Annotated in this window: 19 protein-coding genes and 3 pseudogenes; 13 read left to right on the top strand and 9 right to left on the bottom strand. The window is 32.6% G+C overall.

Annotated elements, in window-relative coordinates:
• The first annotated feature begins 54 nt into the window (after positions 1-54).
• A pseudogene (locus tag DFR85_RS32300) lies at positions 55-1091 on the top strand (IS110 family RNA-guided transposase).
• A gap of 263 nt (positions 1092-1354) precedes the next feature.
• Here the strand turns inward: DFR85_RS32300 and DFR85_RS19850 are convergent.
• Together DFR85_RS19850 and DFR85_RS19845 are read right to left on the bottom strand one after the other, a co-directional pair.
• On the bottom strand, positions 1355-2317 hold the full coding sequence (locus DFR85_RS19850; protein ID WP_110269788.1) for a Gfo/Idh/MocA family protein: 963 nt from the start codon (positions 2315-2317) through the stop codon (positions 1355-1357).
• 241 nt (positions 2318-2558) lie between these two features.
• Positions 2559-2924, bottom strand: coding sequence for a DUF302 domain-containing protein (locus DFR85_RS19845; RefSeq protein ID WP_110269787.1), 366 nt, complete (start codon positions 2922-2924; stop codon positions 2559-2561).
• Between the two features lie 274 nt (positions 2925-3198).
• On the opposite strand from DFR85_RS19845, the gene thsA reads away from it, so the two are divergent.
• The 3 genes from thsA (at position 3199) to DFR85_RS19830 (ending at position 6747) form a co-directional block, all read left to right on the top strand.
• On the top strand, positions 3199-4842 hold the full coding sequence (gene thsA, locus DFR85_RS19840; RefSeq protein ID WP_110269786.1) for a thermosome subunit alpha: 1644 nt from the start codon (positions 3199-3201) through the stop codon (positions 4840-4842).
• 332 nt (positions 4843-5174) lie between these two features.
• The gene (locus DFR85_RS19835) at positions 5175-6386 is read left to right on the top strand and encodes an ATP-binding protein (RefSeq protein ID WP_110269785.1); all 1212 of its coding nucleotides are present in this window, start codon (positions 5175-5177) and stop codon (positions 6384-6386) included.
• 151 nt (positions 6387-6537) lie between these two features.
• On the top strand, positions 6538-6747 hold the full coding sequence (locus tag DFR85_RS19830; protein WP_162582640.1) for a hypothetical protein: 210 nt from the start codon (positions 6538-6540) through the stop codon (positions 6745-6747).
• Between the two features lie 8 nt (positions 6748-6755).
• On the opposite strand, the gene DFR85_RS19825 is transcribed toward DFR85_RS19830, so the two are convergent.
• From DFR85_RS19825 to DFR85_RS19815, 3 genes are read right to left on the bottom strand one after another with little or no spacing between them, the layout of a single operon-like run.
• Positions 6756-7613, bottom strand: coding sequence for an MFS transporter (locus tag DFR85_RS19825; protein ID WP_110269783.1), 858 nt, complete (start codon positions 7611-7613; stop codon positions 6756-6758).
• On the bottom strand, positions 7570-7914 hold the full coding sequence (locus DFR85_RS19820; protein WP_162582638.1) for a hypothetical protein: 345 nt from the start codon (positions 7912-7914) through the stop codon (positions 7570-7572). The genes DFR85_RS19825 and DFR85_RS19820 overlap by 44 nt, the downstream gene beginning before the upstream one ends.
• Positions 7915-7922: 8 nt before the next feature.
• Positions 7923-8330, bottom strand: coding sequence for a radical SAM protein (locus DFR85_RS19815; protein ID WP_110269781.1), 408 nt, complete (start codon positions 8328-8330; stop codon positions 7923-7925).
• 327 nt (positions 8331-8657) lie between these two features.
• Between DFR85_RS19815 and DFR85_RS32295 the strand changes: the two are divergent.
• From DFR85_RS32295 to DFR85_RS19775, 8 genes and pseudogenes are all read left to right on the top strand, one after another.
• A pseudogene (locus DFR85_RS32295) lies at positions 8658-9785 on the top strand (IS110 family RNA-guided transposase).
• Positions 9786-9909: 124 nt separating this feature from the next.
• Positions 9910-10957 (top strand): annotated as a pseudogene (locus DFR85_RS19805) (IS110 family RNA-guided transposase).
• Between the two features lie 461 nt (positions 10958-11418).
• Positions 11419-11805: a HEPN domain-containing protein gene (locus DFR85_RS19800; protein ID WP_110269780.1), complete on the top strand. Its 387-nt coding sequence runs from the start codon at positions 11419-11421 to the stop codon at positions 11803-11805.
• Positions 11781-12125: a nucleotidyltransferase domain-containing protein gene (locus tag DFR85_RS19795; RefSeq protein ID WP_110269779.1), complete on the top strand. Its 345-nt coding sequence runs from the start codon at positions 11781-11783 to the stop codon at positions 12123-12125. The genes DFR85_RS19800 and DFR85_RS19795 overlap by 25 nt, the downstream gene beginning before the upstream one ends.
• Positions 12126-12467: 342 nt before the next feature.
• A complete protein-coding gene (locus DFR85_RS19790) occupies positions 12468-13640 on the top strand; it encodes a metal-dependent hydrolase family protein (RefSeq protein ID WP_110269778.1) in 1173 nt (390 codons plus the stop codon).
• A gap of 394 nt (positions 13641-14034) precedes the next feature.
• Positions 14035-14322, top strand: coding sequence for a hypothetical protein (locus tag DFR85_RS19785; protein ID WP_110269777.1), 288 nt, complete (start codon positions 14035-14037; stop codon positions 14320-14322).
• 91 nt (positions 14323-14413) lie between these two features.
• Entirely contained in the window at positions 14414-14857 is a 444-nt protein-coding gene (locus DFR85_RS19780; protein WP_110269776.1) for a hydrogenase/urease maturation nickel metallochaperone HypA, read from the top strand.
• The gene (locus tag DFR85_RS19775) at positions 14832-15572 is read left to right on the top strand and encodes a P-loop NTPase (protein ID WP_110269775.1); all 741 of its coding nucleotides are present in this window, start codon (positions 14832-14834) and stop codon (positions 15570-15572) included. The genes DFR85_RS19780 and DFR85_RS19775 overlap by 26 nt, the downstream gene beginning before the upstream one ends.
• On the opposite strand, the gene DFR85_RS19770 is transcribed toward DFR85_RS19775, so the two are convergent.
• A complete protein-coding gene (locus DFR85_RS19770) occupies positions 15558-15785 on the bottom strand; it encodes a hypothetical protein (protein ID WP_110269774.1) in 228 nt (75 codons plus the stop codon). The genes DFR85_RS19775 and DFR85_RS19770 overlap by 15 nt on opposite strands.
• A gap of 216 nt (positions 15786-16001) precedes the next feature.
• On the opposite strand from DFR85_RS19770, the gene DFR85_RS19765 reads away from it, so the two are divergent.
• Positions 16002-16649 carry a plastocyanin/azurin family copper-binding protein gene (locus DFR85_RS19765; RefSeq protein WP_110269773.1) on the top strand — a complete coding sequence of 216 codons (648 nt, stop codon included), beginning with the start codon at positions 16002-16004 and terminating at the stop codon, positions 16647-16649.
• A gap of 205 nt (positions 16650-16854) precedes the next feature.
• Here DFR85_RS19765 and DFR85_RS19755 read toward each other — a convergent pair whose 3' ends face one another.
• The 3 genes from DFR85_RS19755 to DFR85_RS19745 are packed head-to-tail and all read right to left on the bottom strand — an operon-like array spanning position 16855 to position 19915.
• Entirely contained in the window at positions 16855-17592 is a 738-nt protein-coding gene (locus DFR85_RS19755) for a hypothetical protein (RefSeq protein ID WP_110269772.1), read from the bottom strand.
• The gene (locus tag DFR85_RS19750) at positions 17567-18361 is read right to left on the bottom strand and encodes an ABC transporter ATP-binding protein (protein ID WP_281351086.1); all 795 of its coding nucleotides are present in this window, start codon (positions 18359-18361) and stop codon (positions 17567-17569) included. The genes DFR85_RS19755 and DFR85_RS19750 overlap by 26 nt, the downstream gene beginning before the upstream one ends.
• A gap of 9 nt (positions 18362-18370) precedes the next feature.
• The gene (locus DFR85_RS19745) at positions 18371-19915 is read right to left on the bottom strand and encodes a radical SAM protein (RefSeq protein WP_162582636.1); all 1545 of its coding nucleotides are present in this window, start codon (positions 19913-19915) and stop codon (positions 18371-18373) included.
• Positions 19916-19919 lie beyond the last annotated feature (4 nt).

Raw genomic sequence — 19919 nt, 5'->3', positions numbered from 1 at the left:
CCCTCCTATATAGATTAATTAGTTGGGGAGAGTAATACTCTCCAACTGGGAAACATGGTCGACCCTTTGACTGAAGCAAAGTCTTCGAACGGGGGCGTGACAAACCCCTACCATCGGACTGAACATTGTGATAATATGCACGGATATAGGTGTGATAAAGAGGTAGGGATCCTAGGAATAGACATATCAAAAGATCATGTGACGAGTGAGGGGAGGGTCTACGAGAACAACAAGAAGGGTTATGAAGAAATACTAAAAGTGAAACTAAACACAATAGTGGTCGAACCGACAGGAGCATCAATAAAACCATGTCAATACTTCAAGGAAAAAGGGATCAAGATACTACAGGTAAGCCCAAATATACTATGGAAGGAGAAGGACTTGAGAGGAAAACAGATTTTTACGACGCACAAAAACTAATAAACATGGCAAACAAGGCAAAGGAGTACAACTACAACCCATTGAAAGAACTAGTAACACTATACGTCTTCCTAAAAGTTGAAAGTAAAGTACAAGAACAGGGTAAAAAGAGCACTATTCCTAAGTGACGAGGAAAAAATAAGCAAGGAAATTGAAGAATTCTCTAAAGGAAACTTCAAAATACAATTATACAACTTAGAGTACACAAAGATCGTACTTGAAGAAATCGAAGTATTATCTAAAGCACTACTGGAAACAAGCGAGAAAATAAAAGAAGTAGAGAAAATGATACAATTACAGTCTGAAAATCACGTTCTATTAACTATACCGGGAATAGGAAAACTTTCTTCGGGAATAATAATAGGCATTGTTGGAGACATTAAACGCTTTCCTAACCCTGAGTCCTTCGTATCTGCGGTTTAGACCCAATAGTTGAGAGGAGCGGTAAAGCTACTGTAAGTAAGGGAATATCGAAGAAGGGTAATAAGTACTTGCGCAGCTTGTTCTACTTCCTCGCTGAGATGAATTACTCTCGTAATCCTACATTACTAGAATTTTACGAGAACCATAAGGAAAAGTTGAAGGGAAAGAAGTTGTCTGCTTTAGCCAGGAAATTGGCTAGAATAATTTGGAGTGTTTGGTATAATAATAAGCCTTATGAGCCTAAGTGACCATAAATCGCCACGTGGATTGAAAGGTACACGTGGCAATCTTAGTTGACATTATGCTTGAAGTTCAACCAAAATATTTATTACTGAACGCCCTTGTTAAGATAAAATCTTAAAATATTCAGTATTTTTTTTGACTAATATAATACGTTTAAACTGTTTATAGCGAAATAACTTCTTTTATGCATGGTACTTCTTATTTATAACTTCTTTCTCATTAATAGTGAAAAGATTTTAATAAAACTCAAATGTTTATGAATTCAACATTAAAATTCTCCACAACTTCTATAAATGTCCCTAACAGCTCTTAAATCCCTTAATGCAATTTGAGGATCCATGGGAACTTCTTTATCTTGAATTATTGAATTAAGAAATCCCTTTATTTCTTCTTTTACTGCATTAATTTTTTCAGTCTTTACAATTTCCTTTTTGCCTTCTATTTCAACTATTAAATCACCGTAAGGTTTGCCAGGAACTCTAGAATGATAATCCTCTATAATTGAACCTTTTTCTCCATAAATTTCAAAATGAGGGAAATTATCTCCTTTTGTTGCCCAGGAATATATTAAAACTCCTAGGGGTCCGTTAAACGTGAATATTCCTTCACTCGTATCTTCTCCTTCTAATCCAGAAAAAGTAGATTTACACATACCTCTTACTTCCTTATATTCTCCTCCTAAATTTAGGAGAGTATCGACATAATGTATTCCTCCATCTATTAGTGCTCCTCCTCCCATAAGTTCCTTATTTCTTCTCCATCCTGGAGGTGAATTAAATCTTGTATTCCTTAATATTATTAGGGAAATCTCTCCAAGTTTTTCCATGAGTTCTTTAGCTTTCCAAACCGAAGGATCAAAATAATGATTTTCCAAGACCATGAACTTCTTTCTTGTGGATTTTGATATAGAAATCAGCCTTTCTCCTTCTTCTTCAGTTCTTCCAATAGGTTTCTCAAGCATTAGATGTTTTCCAGACTTCATGGCCGCTATTCCCATAGGCTCATGAGCATCATGACTTACAACCAGGTCTATTACATCTATTTTCGAATTTATTACGTCGTTATAAGACGTAAAGTATCCGTTAGCTTCAAACTCTTTCATACACTGTTTAGCGTATTCTTCTGTCCTACTGAATACGTAGAGTTCTAGATCTATTTCCTTCCTTATTTCCTTGTATGCATCAAGGTGAATTCTTCCGAAACCTCTACAACCTACTAAAGCTATTTTCATATCAAGTATTCTTTTCCCTAGTATATTAATGTTAACTTCAATGTCTTACATAATTAATCATTTTTTAGTATTTTACAATATTCTGTACTTTATTTATTAATTATCTCTTCTATATTCTCGAACTCAAATGGATTTAAGTCAGTAAATTTAGTTTTAAATCAGTCAGAAAATTAAGCGAGTTTTTATTAAGATAGTGATGACATACGATCAAAAGTTTTTAAAAATTGAAAAATAACTCGCTCTAAATTAATCCCTTTATAACGTTGTTCATGAATTCATCCATCTTTTTTACTATATCGTGAGTAATTCCGTATTCTTTAGCTATTTCACTAGGCATTTTAAATTCTATATATACCTCATTATTTTCTTTCCATATTGCTATTCTTAAAGGCAGTTCATAACTAATTTTCTTATTTATTTGCATCAATACTGTTCCGGCTTTTGGATTTCCAAAAAATATTACCTTATCGTCATCAAGAGGAAGTCCAACATCTTTTGCATTTTTAGAATGATCTACTTCAGCAAATATAATCCCTCCATTTTTTAAAATTCTTGATTTTATTTCTTCTATACATTTCTCAAAATCTAACTTGCATTTCCCTATCATAAACGCTCTTTATTACTCTTACTTAAATTTTTTTCCCAAGATTACTTTATAGTATTTTTTATAGGTTAAGACATTTTTATTAAAAAATTATTAAGTAGCTAAAATTAATTTGGCTAGTCTCATACTAAATATTTTTCTTTATCTTGAGATTTATCTCGTTATCGAAAAAGCTTTTAAAATTCCATTTTTTCTATTCTTTTTAATAGATATAAAAGGAAAATAGATCTATGGATACTAATTTATACCATGACTCATAGTGTTATAGAGTGAAATAATGGAAAATATATTGTTTAGAGAGAATACGAGTAGGCGAACAGGGAAAGACGTTATAATTTCTAACATAACTGCAGTGAGAACTTTATCAGAAATGCTAAAAAGTAGCTTAGGTCCTAGAGGCTTAGACAAAATGCTTATTTCAGGGACTAGTGACATAGTTGTTACCAACGATGGAGCTACGATAGTAAAAGAGATAGACGTTCAACATCCTGCCGCTAAAATAGTAGTAGAAGCGGCAAAAACTCAGGACACTGAAGTGGGAGACGGAACTACAACAGCAGTAGTTTTTGCCGGATTTTTATTGGAACAAGCAGAAAAATTATTGGAGCAAAACGTTCATCCTACAGTAATAATTGACGGCTTTAAAGAGGCCTTGGAGTTTTCTTTACAAATATCTAAAAACATTGCTACAAAAATAAATCCAGAAGACAGAGATTACCTAAAGAAGGTAGCTTACACAACATTATCCAGTAAATTCTTCTCATCGGGGAAAGAGCTGGATAAGATTATTGATATTGCAATAGATGCGATTCTTTCAGTAATGGAGAAGAACGGAGAATATAGGATTGACCTAGGAAACATAAAATTTGTTAAGAAAAGAGGAGAATCAATAGATGATATACAATTAATAAAGGGATACGTTTTAGATAAGGAGGTAGCTCATAGTGGTATGCCAAAATACATTGAAGATGCCAAAATAGCTGTTATAGATTTTCCATTAGAAACTGAAAAAGGAGAAATATCAGCTAAACTTAGTATAAATTCTCCTGATCAAATAAAGGCGGCTTTGGATGAACAAGCTAAACATATAAAGGAAATGGTAGATAAACTGGCTGCCGCTGGAGCCAAAGTAGTTATATCTCAAAAAGGAATGGATGACATAGGACAATACTTCTTGGCTAAGAAAGGAATAATGGGAATAAAGAACGTTGCCAGAAGCGATATAGAAAAAATTGCAAAAACTACTGGAGCAACAATTATAAGTACATTTAGGGATATAGATTCAACCTCCTTAGGTTACGCAAAGACTGTCGAACAGAAGGATGTAGGGAAGGAAAAGGCAATATTCATAGAAGGAGTAAAGAACAGTAAAGTTGTAACTATATTAATAAGAGGTTCAACGGACGTTTCTATGGATGAGATGGAAAGAAGCCTTACTGACGTTTTAAGTGCAATAAGAAATGTAATAATTGATCCTTACATTGTGCCTGGAGGAGGAGCCTTTGAGGAAGAATTAGCAATGAAATTAAGAGAAAAAAGCGTATCAGGAAAGGAACAATTAGCTTTAGAAGCTTTTGCAAACGCATTAGAGGAAATACCTACTACTTTAGCAGAAACCGCTGGATTAGATCCTACAAACTCTATGGTTAACTTAAGATCTTTACACGCCAAAGGATTAATTAACAGCGGAATAGATGTAATGGAAGGAAAAGTTGTGGAGGATATTACGAAACTTAATGTTATAGATCCGTTAAGAGTTAAGGAACAAGTACTAAAAGGAGCTACTGAGGCTGCTAGTGCAATACTTAAGATCGATGATTTAATAGCTGCTGCACCTTCTAGACAACCACCTCAACAACAAGGAGGATATCCAGGATATGGCGGTGGATACGGAGGAGGATATCCACCAATGATGGGATAATCAATTATTAAGTTTACTCTTGATATCTTTTTTATATTTAAAATATTCTTTTATACTTTTTTGTTAGTTATTTATGATATTGATGGAAAATTTCAAGATGTACCATGAGTTATTTCACTCTCAATGATAATCTTAAAATCATCTCTCTAAAAATAGGCTATAGTTTTTATGGATTTTTTCCATGTTTGAATAATCATTAATTATTTTTTCTACTCATTATATATTTTCATTTTTTTATTCAATTTATCTTATTCACTTCACTGCATAAGATTCCAGATTAACTTATTCACTCTACTGCATAAGTTTATAAAAAGTTAAGGGAATAATATATTGTGAATGAAATAAAACAAGTGTTAGTTGACCAAAAGGCAAGATTAGAAAGGAAATTTGAAAAAGAAAAGATTATAGAGAGAGATATTCCGGATTTGAAGAAATATCTTTCGCATCCTAATGTGTTAGCCATACTTGGGGTTAGGAGAAGCGGTAAATCAACTTTGGCTGAAATGTTATTAAGAGGAGAAAATTTTGGTTACGTAAACTTTGACGACGATAGGTTAGCTGGAATCAAAGTTGATGATTTATATAAATTAGAAAAGATCATTTATGAATTATTCGGAGAAGTAGAGTATTTCCTTTTTGATGAAATTCATAACGTAAAAGGCTGGGAGCTGTTCGTTTCGAGATTGAGGGAAGAAGGAGAAAAGATAATAATCACCGGAAGTAATTCAAAAATGCTCTCTGGAGAACTAGCAACTGCGCTAACTGGAAGACATGTAAACTTTACTTTATTTCCATTCTCATTCTCTGAATATCTGAGATTTAAAGGAGTTAAAATAGAAAAAGTAAAGGATACGTTTACTACTTCCTCAGAGGGAGTGATTAAGAGAGAACTAGGAAATTACATGAGAGAAGGAGGTTTTCCAGAAGTATTAAAAATTTCTGACGATTTAATATTCTCAATATTTTCAGACATAGTTTATAAGGATGTCGTACAAAGGTTAAAAATTAAACGAATTGAATTATTTAAAGTATTTACTGTAAATATTATAAAATACTATTCCAATGAGGTTTCTTTATCTAAACTATCTAAAACGTTAAAGCTCAGTAATAACACTGTTGAAGAATGGTTTAATGGGCTCATAAACGCTTATGTAGTAATAACCTCAGAAAGATTTACCAATAGACCGAGAGAAGGGATGACTTCACCAAAGAAAGTATATGTAATAGATCCTAGTTTTATAACTTCAATTGCTTTAGATAGCTCAAAAGGTAGGATAATGGAAAATTTAGTTGCGTTACAACTTTCTAGAATGGGAGAAAAGTTGTTTTATTTAAAGGGTAATAATTACGAAATAGACTTTTTAACTAGAGATAAGGCAATACAAGTTACTTACGCCTCAGGAAAGGACGAAATACCTAAGAGAGAAATTGAAGGATTAAATAAAATAAAGACTAAGGAAAAGATTGTAATAACTTGGGATTATGAAGACAAGCTGGGAGAAATAAAATTTATACCTATATGGAAATTTTTACTGACTATTTGAGCGTCTCTACACTAGTTTTAAGTAAAGGAGACTTAACTAAGCAAACTATTCGAAAGTCCTTGATGACTATAACTTCCAGTAAAATTTCATATTATCAGTTTTGTTTTCTCTATTAATAAAAAACTTTATAGAAGTGTTACTGAAAGAGTATTTGACACTACCCTTTTGTCCTAAATCTAATTTGATAGTAGATATAGTCTATAATTTTTCTCTTAAATATTCTGTGGAGGCAATGATAAGGAAAATTCTTAGGCCTCTGAATTTCCACCTCCTACCGTTAGTAATATTAGACTTTGAACCAGGAAGACACATTCATAATGACTTAGCATTTGCTATTCTAATAATTAGGAAATTTTACTAAGTTTATTATCAATATTTATACAAGGCTACAAGTATTGCTATTGAGAATATAGCAAATAATACGATCATAGTTTCTAAGCTAAATAGTGAGAACTCTAGAGTAAAGGAAAACAATAGTGGCGCAATTAATTCTCCAATACTTGTCATAGCATTGCTAAAACCAGTCTGTATTCCGTACTGTTCTTGTTTAACTGTAATATTTAGTAAAGAGTAATAGTTTAAACTAAACACAGCTCCTGAAAATGCCGAGACTAATGTAAAAACTCCTATAGAGAGAATAGAAGGTGAGTAAACTAATAAAAAGCTTATTCCAGAGTAAATTAATGGAAAAATAAATAAATTAGAAATTCTTTTGGTAAATGTTAGAGAAGATATGTATCCTCCGAACGAAGCTATTAAGTAAGATACTGAACTATAAGTAGCATATATTTCAAAGAAATTCCCTATTTTCCCTATAATGTCTATAATAACCGTAGACATCCCTGAAAATATAAAATAAAATATTACTGCAGAAAGCGTTAATAGAAGTAATTTATTATCTTTTACTGCGTTCCTAAAGTATATCTTATTAATCTCTACTTTACGATTGTTTATTTTCACAGTAGATATTATAGCGAATCTATTGTATTGTAAAATAGTATAAATTACAAGATATATTTGAATAACGACTAAACCATAAATTTCTGCTAGAAAACCTATAAGAAACATAATAGCTGTTGCAACTAAGGTTAGTAATGTGAAAGTTAATGAAAATACTGCATTAATATCTTCTTCATTAATATTTTCTTTCATCCATTCTCCTAATATAAAACCAGCTAAAGATTCAATATTTAACCCTAAAATTAGAAATATTATAATTAGAAACAAGGAATAAGACCACATATAAAAAGGATAACAACGCCACGAGTAAATAAAAAGTATTAGCAAATAATTTAGACGTCTTACTTATAAAATTTGGATTATACTTATCAAATAAAATACCTTTAATAGGCATTGTTAAAGTAACTGTTGACAGTAAAGAGATTAATACACCAACTAAAAGTAAATCTTTAGAAACATAATATATTAGCATTGTAACTGCTTCAATGAGAGGAGTCTCTTGATAAAGGACTTCTGCTATAACAACTTTTCTAGCCTTAGAATTTCTGAGAGGATCGAGAAACTTCATTTTCCAAATCACCAATAACCAATATTTAAATTAAGCGCTTTAGCATAATTAATTATTTCTTTAAAATATGAGCTATCATTAACTGTATTTAAGTATTTATCATAATCGCTTCCATATTTCCCTAATCGTGCAAATGATATTATTAATTTATTAGAAAAGCCAATTTCGTTTTTTATTCTGTTTAACAACGACTTTACAGAATTTATGTTATCCAAAGATAAGTGAATGCGTAAATATATTTTTAATGGAATATTGGAGTTAATTAAAGATTTAACGTTATTCCATATTATTTTAAAAGTACCTCTTTTACCTATATTGATCCTTCTTATGTCATGAATATCTTCATTACCGTCTAATGTAATTTGAAATTCATTAACATTAAGCTCCGCAAGCTTTTCAGCCTTTTTAAAATCCAATAGATATCCATTAGTAACCGTGAACTCCTACGGCGATTTTCACGAACAACACTCCTAAACAAGAAGACAAGCTTTACAAGAGTAAAACTTTTATAAAGAGAACAAGAAAATAACACAAGCCGAAAGTGAACATGGGGATAAAACCCCGTTGGATAGGCTGGCTATACGTCCCCCGCGATCTAACATGTGGGACAACATCCCGAGTAGGAGTGTGCAAAAATTTAAGGGGACGTTCTCATACTTACTCTACACTATCTCCTAACAAAATTAACAATATAACGCGTATTATTATAGAAAAATTCAAGAATTAGAAAAAGAGTATTACACATGGAAAGGAAGATAAAGCCTAAAGTATTTGCAATAGATGTGGGGGAATCAAGACTTGTTGCAACCAAGATGGAAATAAACAACAACACAGTAAAAGAAGCTGATACGAGAGAATTCAAATACAACGAAGAAGGACTCAAAGAACTTATAAAATTCCTAGAAGGATACGAAGAAGGAATAATGGAAGCAACAGGAGTATACTTCTACCACGTATACAACGTACTGAGAGACAAGGGACTAAAAGTAAACGTGATAAACCCTGAAACAGTTGAAGTCCTAGGCAAGAAGACAGACAAGAACGACTCCATAAGACTCGCAATAGCCTACGCTGCAGGCACAGTAAAAGGATCGTACCAACGGGAGAAATGCAAGAACTAAGAGAAATGACAAGACACAGAGAAGGACTAGTAGAGAGAAAGACACAAGTAAAGAACGAGATAAGGAAAGTTCTAGAAACAGCAGGATACAAGCTACCTTCGAAAAGAAGACAAAGGAAATAGTGAGAAAACTAAATGAGGAGAAGCTAACTGACGAAGAGATCAAGGAGTACTCCAAATTATTGGGAAGAAAATTAACTAGAATAGAAGCGTTCATCCTAAAACAACTCCTGGACCTACTGAACATTATAGAAGAACAAATCAAGGAAGTGGAGAACGAGATAATGAAGTTCCTACCCGAGGAAGCAGTAGTGACTAAGATACTTGGAATAGGCCCAATCTCTGCAGCCACAATTTACGCTGAGCTTGGAGACGTGAGCAGGTTTGAGTCTTCGAAACAAGCTGCTTATGCTGGAGTTTCTGGACTAAGCAGAGCGGGAAGACCGAATTTCACAACGGTCTCATCAAGGGGAATAAGCACTTATCCCGCGTTCTATTCCTTGTTGCAAGGTCCGCTAAGAACACGGCCCAATTTAATGGCTTCTATCAAGCCTTGTTGAAGAGGACAAGCAATTCCAAAAAGGCTACATTAGCCTTGGCCAACAAGATATGTAGGATAGTTTATCACGTACTCAAGGATGGGGAATACAAGGGTGAGACTAAGAAGACTAGGTATAGGGGAGGAGGTGGTGAAGGCCCCCAAGTTGACCCCAATCAAGTAGTTCCTTCGGCTCTTCAAGCCATCGCCTAGCCATGTTAGAGGCAAAGCATATGGAGCCTATCCATCTCCACCCTTACGGATGGAGTCTTCCGCCCCCTTTGAACCCTATATAGATTAATTAGTTGGGGAGAGTAATACTCTCCAACTGGGAAACATGGTCGACCCTTTGACTGAAGCAAAGTCTTCGAACGGGGGCGTGACAAACCCCTACCATCGGACTGAACATTGTGATAATATGCACGGATATAGGTGTGATAAAGAGGTAGGGATCCTAGGAATAGACATATCAAAAGATCATCTAGTAACGAGTGAGGGGAGGGTCTACGAGAACAACAAGAAGGGTTATGAAGAAATACTAAAAGTGAAACTAAACACAATAGTGGTCGAACCGACAGGAGCATACTCAATAAAACCATGTCAATACTTCAAGGAAAAAGGGATCAAGATACTACAAGTAAGCCAAAACTATGGAAGGAGAAGGACTTGAGAGGAAAGAAAACAGATTTTTACTACAAAAACTAATAAACATGGCAAACAAGGCAAAGGAGTACAACTACAACCCATTGAAAGAACTAGTAACACTATACGTCTTCCTAAAAGACCTTGAAGTAAAGTACAAGAACAGGGTAAAAAGAGCACTATTCCTAAGTGACGAGGAAAAAATAAGCAAGGAAATTGAAGAATTCTCTAAAGGAAACTTCAAAATACAATTATACAACTTAGAGTACACAAAGATCGTACTTGAAGAAATCGAAGTATTATCTAAAGCACTACTGGAAACAAGCGAGAAAATAAAAGAAGTAGAGAAAATGATACAATTACAGTCTGAAAATCACGTTCTATTAACTATACCGGGAATAGGAAAACTTTCTTCGGGAATAATAATAGGCATTGTTGGAGACATTAAACGCTTTCCTAACCCTGAGTCCTTCGTAGCCTACTGTGGTTTAGACCCAATAGTTGAGAGGAGCGGTAAAGCTACTGTAAGTAAGGGAATATCGAAGAAGGGTAATAAGTACTTGCGCAGCTTGTTCTACTTCCTCGCTGAGATGAATTACTCTCGTAATCCTACATTACTAGAATTTTACGAGAACCATAAGGAAAAGTTGAAGGGAAAGAAGTTGTACACTGCTTTAGCCAGGAAATTGGCTAGAATAGTTTGGAGTGTTTGGTATAATAATAAGCCTTATGAGCCTAAGTGATCCTCCCCAAATCGCCACGTGGATTGAAAGGTACACGTGGCAATCTTAGTTGACATTATGCTTGAAGTTCAACCGAAATATTTATTACTGAACGCCCTTGTTAAGATAAAACTCCAATTAGCAGTACTCCTCCTAATTTCCCTAGCCTCTTTTTCAGCCTTAATCATTTCGTCAAACATAATTTATTATTAATCTCTAAAACTTTAACTTCTTTGGAACTAAAGATACTATCTAGATTGATGAAAAGAATTTACCAAGAGGTAGAAAATATTAAAAAGTTTAAATGGAAGAAAAACCGTGTATTTCCAATAAGTTTTCACCCTATTTTACGCTATTTAAATGACTAAGAACTTTATGAAACAACTAACGTAAAATACTACCCCATAAATAATAAACAAATACTTGAAGAGTAACTAAAAAGGACAAAAGATATATGAGTTATATTTCAAATATTCAGTTTAATGAACTATAAGGAATGGATAGAGCAAGCTTTGGAAGATCTCGATACTGCAAAAGTTCTTTTAACTAATGGGAAATATTACGCTTCTGCCTTCTATTCTCAGCAAGCGGTAGAGAAATCATTAAAGTCCATTATAATTTATCTTGGAAAAGATCCTGGCAAGACGCATTCACTTATTGAGCTTATTGAAATGATAGAGAAGGAAGGAGTTACTGTACCAACAAATATTAAAGAGAATCTAATGGTTCTTTCTCCTCATTTTATAATTTCAAGATATCCAGAGGCTGCAAATGGAGTTCCTTTTAAGCAATATAGTAAATCAATTTCTGAGGACCTTTATAATAGAGCAAAAGAGGTGGTTGAATGGGTAAAGGAAAATCTGCAATAGAGAGCCAAATAAAGATAATAAATCTAGTAAAGGAGATAGTGGAAGAAATGGCTAAGGACTTCCAGCAGTTAGACGAAGTTTATATCTTTGGCTCTAGAGCTAAAGGAAATTATTTAGATACTAGTGATATAGATGTTATCTTCGTTTTCAAGGGCATAAAGGAAATGAACGTATTTGATAGGATGTATATGGTAAGTAAATACATAAAAGGAAATGTAGATTATATAGTATTAGACGAAGACGAAAAGAATAGAATAAAAGAGAAGAAATTATTTTGGAAGAAGAATAAGGGATTTGTAGATATAAAGGAATTTCTATAATCCACGCTTCATTATTCGTTTTTAACCTTATTTAGATATAAATTGCTTTTAATTATATACATTATTCAGTTTTTTTATTATGTCATTTTATACATTTATAGCGTAAGATTAATAATAAACTTATTAACTATACCGCATAAGTTTATAAAAAGTTAAGGAATTAATATATAAATAAAACAAGTGCTAATTGACCAGAAAGTGAAATTGGAAAATTTGAAAAAGAAGTATATAATGGAGCTCTTCATCTCCATCCTCACGGATGGGGTCTTCCGCCTCTTTAACTTCCGTTAAGATAAATGAGTTTGAAGTTAGAAATTTTATCTAGTTCTCTTTCTTCTCCTTATGATCCTTACGGGAGAAGTATTTGATGGGGAGAAATTTATAGGTACAAAAAGTATAGTAATAGAAGAAAATAAGATAAAAGAAATAAGAGATCAAGAAGAAGAAAGTAAAGGAATAATCCTTCCTGGCCTAATAGATGCACATATTCATTTTTTTGGAGTAAAAGAAGATAATTTAATTTCTTGGAATCTTACTCCAGAAGGTCTTTCTGTAGCAAGAAGTTTTAAAGATATGATAAATCTTCTAGCCTCAGGATTCACGGCGGTCAGGGATCTAGGAAGTAAATCAGCTATTTTCTTAAGCAAAGCAGAAAAAGAAGGTTATATTCCTGGACCTAGAATAATAGCTTCTGGATATTCTATAGCAGAGACAGGAGGAAACGATGATCCTACGGATTTGCCCCTTGATATGGCCCAGAGGCTTTCATATTCCTTTTACTGCGATTCTCCGTGGGAATGTAGAAAGGCAGTTAGATTGGCAATGAGACAAGGAGCTGAAGTAATTAAAATTTACTCATCTGGAGCTTTCTCACAAAGAGGATATCCGAAACCTGCCTTAACAGTTGAGGACATTAAGGCTATAGTTGATGAGGCACATAGATCTGGATTAAAGGTAGCATCTCATGCATATGGTGAAGAAGCCATAGCAAACTCCATAGAAGGAGGAGTAGATTCAATAGAACATGGTCTGGGTTTAACTGAAGAACTAGCTGAGGAAATAAAGAGGAAAGGAATTTTTTACGTTCCTACTTTAGCTACATATTCTAAGGAAATAAAAATTAGGGAATTGGACGAAGAAGTTGCAGTTAAAAGAAAAGAATTGATAGATAAGCACCTTAATGAAGATGTTAAGATTGCAGTAGAGAAAGGATTAAAAATAGTTGCCGGTACTGATTACGTAGGATCTCCCGAGAGAAGACATGGAGATAATTATAAGGAAATAGTGCTCTTATCCAGATTTATGAGTTTAGATAAAGCATTAGCATCAGCAACGTCTATAGCTGCTGACTGTTTAGGTCTGAAAATGGGAAGAATAGCAGAAGGATATGAGGCAAATTTAGTTATGTTCAGAAAAATTAGGAATGCGGATGATCTAAATCCAGAAAATGTTGTTTATGTTGTAAGAAAAGGAAAGCTCTACGATCCGCAGAATCTTAAGGCAATATTCAGCTAAATTTCTATTACTTCTTTCGTGTTTAGATATAATGATCTATATTTACAAAATTTTAATATTAAGGACGAAAAGTCTTATTATTTATAATAGTAAAAGATAGGAATGTCATATAAATATTATTTTTTGTAAAATTATTTGAGAATATAAGATATTTGAAAATAATCTAAATTATAAGAAATAATTAGACATACAAGTTCACTTTCCTCTAGCACTTAAGTAATATGTAACCATTGGATCTATTATCTTGTAGATACCTCTATCCTCCCTTTCAACGTAACCGTACCTTATTAGCTGTTTTAACGTTCCTCATCCTGTAGATTTTACGGAGATTAGAAGGCTAGAAGATATAGATTCGAAGAGGATATTATCTTGGCTGAAAAGTAAGGAGGGAATAATGGTAAAAATTTACGATAATGGGGAACTTCCCTTTAGAAAGGCTAGAAATTTCAATATGTTAGCGTTTAAATATAAGCCTTTTGTTAATCAGTTAATAGAAGAGATTAAAACAAAAAAGATAAAAGTGGACAAGACAAAATTGTCTTCAGTTATATCAGAATTAATTACAGAATACTCTAAAAATGGAAATATATCCTTTGAGGAAATGTTGAAAAATATAGAAGAAGACCACGTGGAGTTGAAGGATTTTATAGACCATAATTACGAAACTATTAAAAATTTCTGACTAACCAGTGATACTGTAAAATCTTTAAAAACTATTATCACTTCATGATTCCCCTAACAAGATTTTTAATTATAAATTTTATATTAGTATTATGCATGAATGGTCCGTAGCAGACGCAATTATTAGGACTGTCATAAATTGGGCTAGTGAGAACCACGTAAAGGAAATTGTTAAAGTGAAGGTTGGAATTCCTTCTTATTCTTTTTTAGATTTAGAGATATTAAAGGAAGCTTTTGATACAATGAAGAAGGATTCAGTTTTAGATAATGCAGAATTAGACGTAGAGTTTAAGGAACCTACTTTTAAGTGCAGAAACTGTGGATTTACTTTCACTTCCTCTGACGTTAAAGACCAGCTTGATTCTGTAAGATCGGAATTTGGAGAGGAATATCCATTACATCTCATGCCTGCATTAGCCCCATCATTTCTTAAGTGTCCAAAATGCGGTTCTCATGATATAATTACACAAACTCAAGATATCACAATAGATGGAATAGAGGTGAAAGAAAGTGGAACCACTGAGGCAGTTAGCTAAAGAAAAATTAGATGGGAAAAAAGTAATTGCTGTAATGAGCGCTAAAGGTGGTGTAGGAAAAAGTATAATATCGTCACTTTTGGCTTTATCGTTTTCTAATGTGGAAAATACTATCCTTATAGACATGGATATTCATACAATGGCTACCACCAAATTGTTTGGATTTGAAGGAAAACTGCACGATGTAGGGAAAGACGGAATAGAACCATTTAAAGCAAATTCTTTAGGTATAGTTAGCTTGGGTGGAATAGTTAAGGATAATTACGTTCTTTTACCTGGAGGAAATAACGAAGAAGTAATGGAATCTCTGATTGCCTATACAAACATGAAAAACACTAAGAGAATAATTTTCGATTTACCGCCTGGCTTAGGAGACGAAGTATTAGTATTAGAAAGGTTAACTAAATATTATCCAATAGTAGTAACTACACCTTCAAAAGTTTCTGTAAAGGTAGTAGAATATTTAGTTAAATATCTTAGTGAAAGAAATAATAAACCATTACTTGCTGTAAACATGTCTTATTTTGACTGCGGAAAAATAGTCCATCCTTTTGGTGAAATAGAGAATGTAAAGTCTTTATCTGAGAAATATAATATAAAATTCGTAGAAATGCCAATAGATCCCAATATTGAAAATTATATAGGAAATATACAAAACTATAGAGGAATATTAATGGAAAAAATAAAAGAATTAACTTCTCTATATGAATCCTGAACCTTCTGGTTTTTTAGGCTGTATTGGCGAGCTTTCTACAATAAAGCATGGTTCTTCTCCTTTCTTAATATGCATTTGTTGATGTTCAAGAGCGACAGATGCAGGCATAACCTCATTATCTAATTTACATCTTAACATGACATCTACAACAACTACTACAGAACCTTCAGGAGCACTCAGATTTGAAGCTGGTAGTTGTGGTTTTGGTTCCATTATTTATATTATGTAAGAACAAGTATATAACTTTTTCAAATTATTTAAGGTCGTAATTTATGAAAAATACTATCTCTATGTTTAACTTAAAAAATATGGATAATTTACATGATTTAGTAAAAATGATTGTATTGAATTTCTAAGATATTATATATAGATTTTATTAAAAACAAGAAAAGTTTATAAAAGAAGATGCTGAAAATATAGTAGGAAAATATGAAAAAAGCGTATATTATTGTTATTTTAATTATTGTAGGTTTTCTTGTAGCATATTATTTTGCAGGATCCTTGATCTATAATAGGAACGTGGTTAATGGTTACGCTCAAATTAGCATAAATAATGCAGATAATGAGATTCATGATATTCCGTCTTATGCTCGTATTTCTAATAACACCATAGTTTTTACTTCTAGCAATATTAATTTGGTAGTATATACTATGGGACATATAAGAGCAGAGAATCTTACTGGAAAATTTCCTCCTTCGTATGCTCATCATGATGTTTTCGTAATTTTCGGTTTAATTAATCCTACTTTAGTAATACCTGCAGGAGCTTCAATTCACGTAACTGTTATAAACTTGGACGATAATATGCTTCATAATTTTGTAGTAACTAACGTTCCTCCTCCGTACCCTTATAATGTCATGATGTCAAATATGGGACCTGGAATGATGGGGTCCGGCACGTCTGGAAGATTCATTACTATGATGCCGTTGTTACATTATGCAAATTATTCAGCTGGTTATGCTTATGAATACGGATATTCTTTTACTCTAAATCAAGAAGGAACATATTGGTACATATGCACTTACCCAGGTCATGCACAGATGGGAATGTATGGTAAAATAATAGTAGAGGGATAAAAAATGGAAACTTATCAAGTTTTAGGTATAATCGGTTCATTATTGTTAATAATTGCAGTAGACTAATTGCTGGAATATTATTAATTTTGGCAGCCCTATTTTCATTACCGATTATGTTCGGATTTTTCGGTATATCGTTTATTTTACTCTTGATTGCTGGAATATTGGCATTAACAAAAAGATAATTTTTTATTAAAAACTAATTTTATAATCTATAATTTCTGTTATTTAGATATGTAACGAAGGCTAAAATTAACACTAATAGATATATTAACAGAACATAGTAAGAAGAGAAGAACGCTACTAAGTCACCTTGTAATAATGCTCTTAAAGAATCTGCAGCCTTAGCAGTATAAATGTAGTTAAGAACTAAATTCCAAGGTGAGGGAAGTAGTGATGATGGATAAAATATTGGCGGGAAGACAGAAATTACGTAGGAGAATATACCGGTAAACACAGTAGTTACTGTGTACTCGTTAATTGTTATAACAAGAAAGGCTGAAATAAATCCAGACACAAGTGCAGAGGTCAAAACTACGAGAAGAGCTGGTAAAAGTAAGGATATAGTCTTAAATATGATCAAAGCTACTACTATTACACCGGGCATTGAAGTGATTAATATCACGACTATCAAAGCCAAGCTATATTCCAGTATTGAAGGCCCTAAAGAACGTATTATAGGATAGTATTGATATGCCTTATCCATTCCAAGCCAAGCGGAAACGAAATTCATAATATATGTCGTAGTGAAGAGAACTAAAAGACCCGATAAAAAGTAGCTTAGCTCATTAGGTGAAATGAGCTTTGAAATACTGAAGTAAAGGCCTAAGGGGTATATCACGTCACTAAAGAGCATGTTAATTACATTCCTAACCCTTCCGTTCCTTTTAAGGAAGAGTTCTATTAGTGTTTTAAATTCAGTTGCTCTTTCTGAGAAACTCATGATATAACTCCTCTAACGTAGGCCTCCTTATCTCTATATCATTAAAGCAAATATACTTGCTTATCTCCTCCTTCTTTATGAAGAGCTCTTTATCCCCTACTTTAACTACGTAAATATCTTCACTAAATACTTTCCTCATAAGCTCTTCCTTTGAACCGTCAAAGAGAACCTTTCTGCTGAAAAGAATCACTCTCTCCGCCAGTTTTTCAGCCTCCTCCAGATAATGCGTGGTGAAGATTATGCCTTTCCCTTCACTAGCCAACTCCCTAAATATATCGTGAGTTATGTGTCTTGATTCTAGATCTAGCCCTACAGTGGGCTCGTCCAGGATCAAGTATTTTGGGTTTAGGGCTAGAACGGATGCTAACATTACTCTCCTCTTCTGTCCTCCAGATAAACCGTTAACCCTCTTCCTAGGATCGAGATCGAAAAGTTTGACTATCTCCTTAGTCGTTCTATCAACATCTTTAATTCCTCTTATTTTTGCAAAGAACTTAATGTGGTCATATACCGTGAGGTTAAAAATCGGCTCCGCGTTTTGAGGCATTATCCCTAAAAGCCTCTTAGCCCTTTTATCGCTAGGTTTAAAGCCATCTATAAGGATTTCTCCTCTATCTGGCTTCAGGTCATCATAAATTTGCCTTAATAATGTAGTTTTACCTGCACCGTTAGGCCCTAGAATAACTAAGATTCCTCGATTAAATCTGAAATTCATATCTTCGTTAACTACGTTACCATCAAAGGACTTAAAAACGTGGTTAACTTCAATTATTTTAAATCACCTCAATCTTCCTTTAATTAACTCTAATGATTTATTATAAACTTCGTCATTATTTAATATTTCATTACATAATTCACAAATGCTAGTATATTCTTTGTTTCTATATTTATAATCCAGTTTCAATTCTTTTAATAACCTCGAAGGCCCTATTAATGTAAGCAGTCTCAAGAAATAGTTTCTATTCAGAATGTTTTTTAAGGATTCGTCTAGAGAACCTAGTCTGCCATATTTGGTGATCTCAGAGCCATTACAACAAGGATATACTCCATTAGGAGTTATACTTAAATTTAAGGAGTCAAAACAAGCTCCAATAGGCAGTTTATCATTGCCGTAAAACTCATTGGCTGGAAGTTTTGATAAGGCGTTTCCTAATCTTAATACTGGAGAAGAAATTACAGATATTCCTAAAAGCTCATTCCCTAGAAGTTTATATAAATCATTTATATTATTTGATTTACTCGTAAGATATCTAATGAAAAAATTTAGATTATATTTCTTTAAGTTATATAATATTTTTAAAATATTATCTTTGCTATTCCAGAATTTTAAATGATATGGTGTAAGGCTTAACTCGATCTCATCGACTTTCAATTCTTTTAATTCCCTAACTCTACTTTCATTTAGAGCCCAGCTTCCATTGGTTACCAATGTTACAATATATCCCAAAGACTTTGAAAACTTAATTAACTCTACTAATTTATTCCAAAATAATGTTACTTCTCCTCCAGCTATATGAACTTTCTTATCTATAAATGGTAAGTTTAAGGCTTCTTCTAGAATTTTATAAATTTTATTAAGTTCTAATATCTCACTTCTTTGCGGAGACGAACTTACATAGCAATGATCACAAGAGAAATTACATTTGTAGGTAAGTTCTATTACTATTCCCTTAAAGTTCCAATATCTAAAACTATCAATAAGTCCTACTGAATCATAATATTGATAAACTTTTTTAAGAGTTTCTAATGAAATTATATCTGAGAGTCTACCCTTAAATTCAGCATAAAATGGATTCTTATAGAAAAGATATTCCTCGTTAGATATTTGTTTCATAAACCTGAAATATCTGCCTGGCCAAAATGTCTTGTCGTCTACTAGTACAACTTCGGATAGATTATTGTTTATTATATCTGAAGTTAGGAGCATTTCTAGATCATATTGTTTTATTGATTTCAGATTAATTACAAAAATAGCGAAATTATATAATCTAAATTCCGATAAGAACAATATTCTTCTAATGACTTCAATATCATATTTCTGCGAAATTATAAAAACAAATTCATTTTTAAATCCACTTAAAGTTTTTATTTTTGAAATTTTAATTAATGTATCTTTTAATTTTGATAAATTATCATAAGTATTAAAATTAATAATATTATTATCATCAAACAATATATATAACTTAAATATTCTATTATTTTTTAGTAATTCTTCCATTTCATTACTATAGTTTATGAAATTTTCTATATTTATAGCTATCAATTTGAAATCATTAGGAATAGAATTACTTCTTAGACTATCGGCATCAACTATATAAATCATAATT

This window comes from Acidianus brierleyi, assembly GCF_003201835.2.
Classification (GTDB): domain Archaea; phylum Thermoproteota; class Thermoprotei_A; order Sulfolobales; family Sulfolobaceae; genus Aramenus; species Aramenus brierleyi.
This window is presented reverse-complemented; position numbering and strand designations above follow the sequence as displayed.

Excerpts from the sequence above, each read along its gene's own strand:
- DFR85_RS19780 (WP_110269776.1), top strand. The coding sequence starts at position 14,414 with ATGCATGAATGGTCCGTAGCAGACGCAATTATTAGGACTGTCATAAAT.
- DFR85_RS19770 (WP_110269774.1), bottom strand. The coding sequence starts at position 15,785 with ATGGAACCAAAACCACAACTACCAGCTTCAAATCTGAGTGCTCCTGAA.
- DFR85_RS19820 (WP_162582638.1), bottom strand. The coding sequence starts at position 7,914 with ATGAAGTTTCTCGATCCTCTCAGAAATTCTAAGGCTAGAAAAGTTGTT.
- DFR85_RS19845 (WP_110269787.1), bottom strand. The coding sequence starts at position 2,924 with ATGATAGGGAAATGCAAGTTAGATTTTGAGAAATGTATAGAAGAAATA.
- thsA (WP_110269786.1), top strand. The coding sequence starts at position 3,199 with ATGGAAAATATATTGTTTAGAGAGAATACGAGTAGGCGAACAGGGAAA.
- DFR85_RS19850 (WP_110269788.1), bottom strand. The coding sequence starts at position 2,317 with ATGAAAATAGCTTTAGTAGGTTGTAGAGGTTTCGGAAGAATTCACCTT.
- DFR85_RS19790 (WP_110269778.1), top strand. The coding sequence starts at position 12,468 with ATGATCCTTACGGGAGAAGTATTTGATGGGGAGAAATTTATAGGTACA.
- DFR85_RS19800 (WP_110269780.1), top strand. The coding sequence starts at position 11,419 with ATGAACTATAAGGAATGGATAGAGCAAGCTTTGGAAGATCTCGATACT.
- DFR85_RS19745 (WP_162582636.1), bottom strand. The coding sequence starts at position 19,915 with ATGATTTATATAGTTGATGCCGATAGTCTAAGAAGTAATTCTATTCCT.
- DFR85_RS19765 (WP_110269773.1), top strand. The coding sequence starts at position 16,002 with ATGAAAAAAGCGTATATTATTGTTATTTTAATTATTGTAGGTTTTCTT.
- DFR85_RS19785 (WP_110269777.1), top strand. The coding sequence starts at position 14,035 with ATGGTAAAAATTTACGATAATGGGGAACTTCCCTTTAGAAAGGCTAGA.
- DFR85_RS19795 (WP_110269779.1), top strand. The coding sequence starts at position 11,781 with ATGGGTAAAGGAAAATCTGCAATAGAGAGCCAAATAAAGATAATAAAT.
- DFR85_RS19755 (WP_110269772.1), bottom strand. The coding sequence starts at position 17,592 with ATGAGTTTCTCAGAAAGAGCAACTGAATTTAAAACACTAATAGAACTC.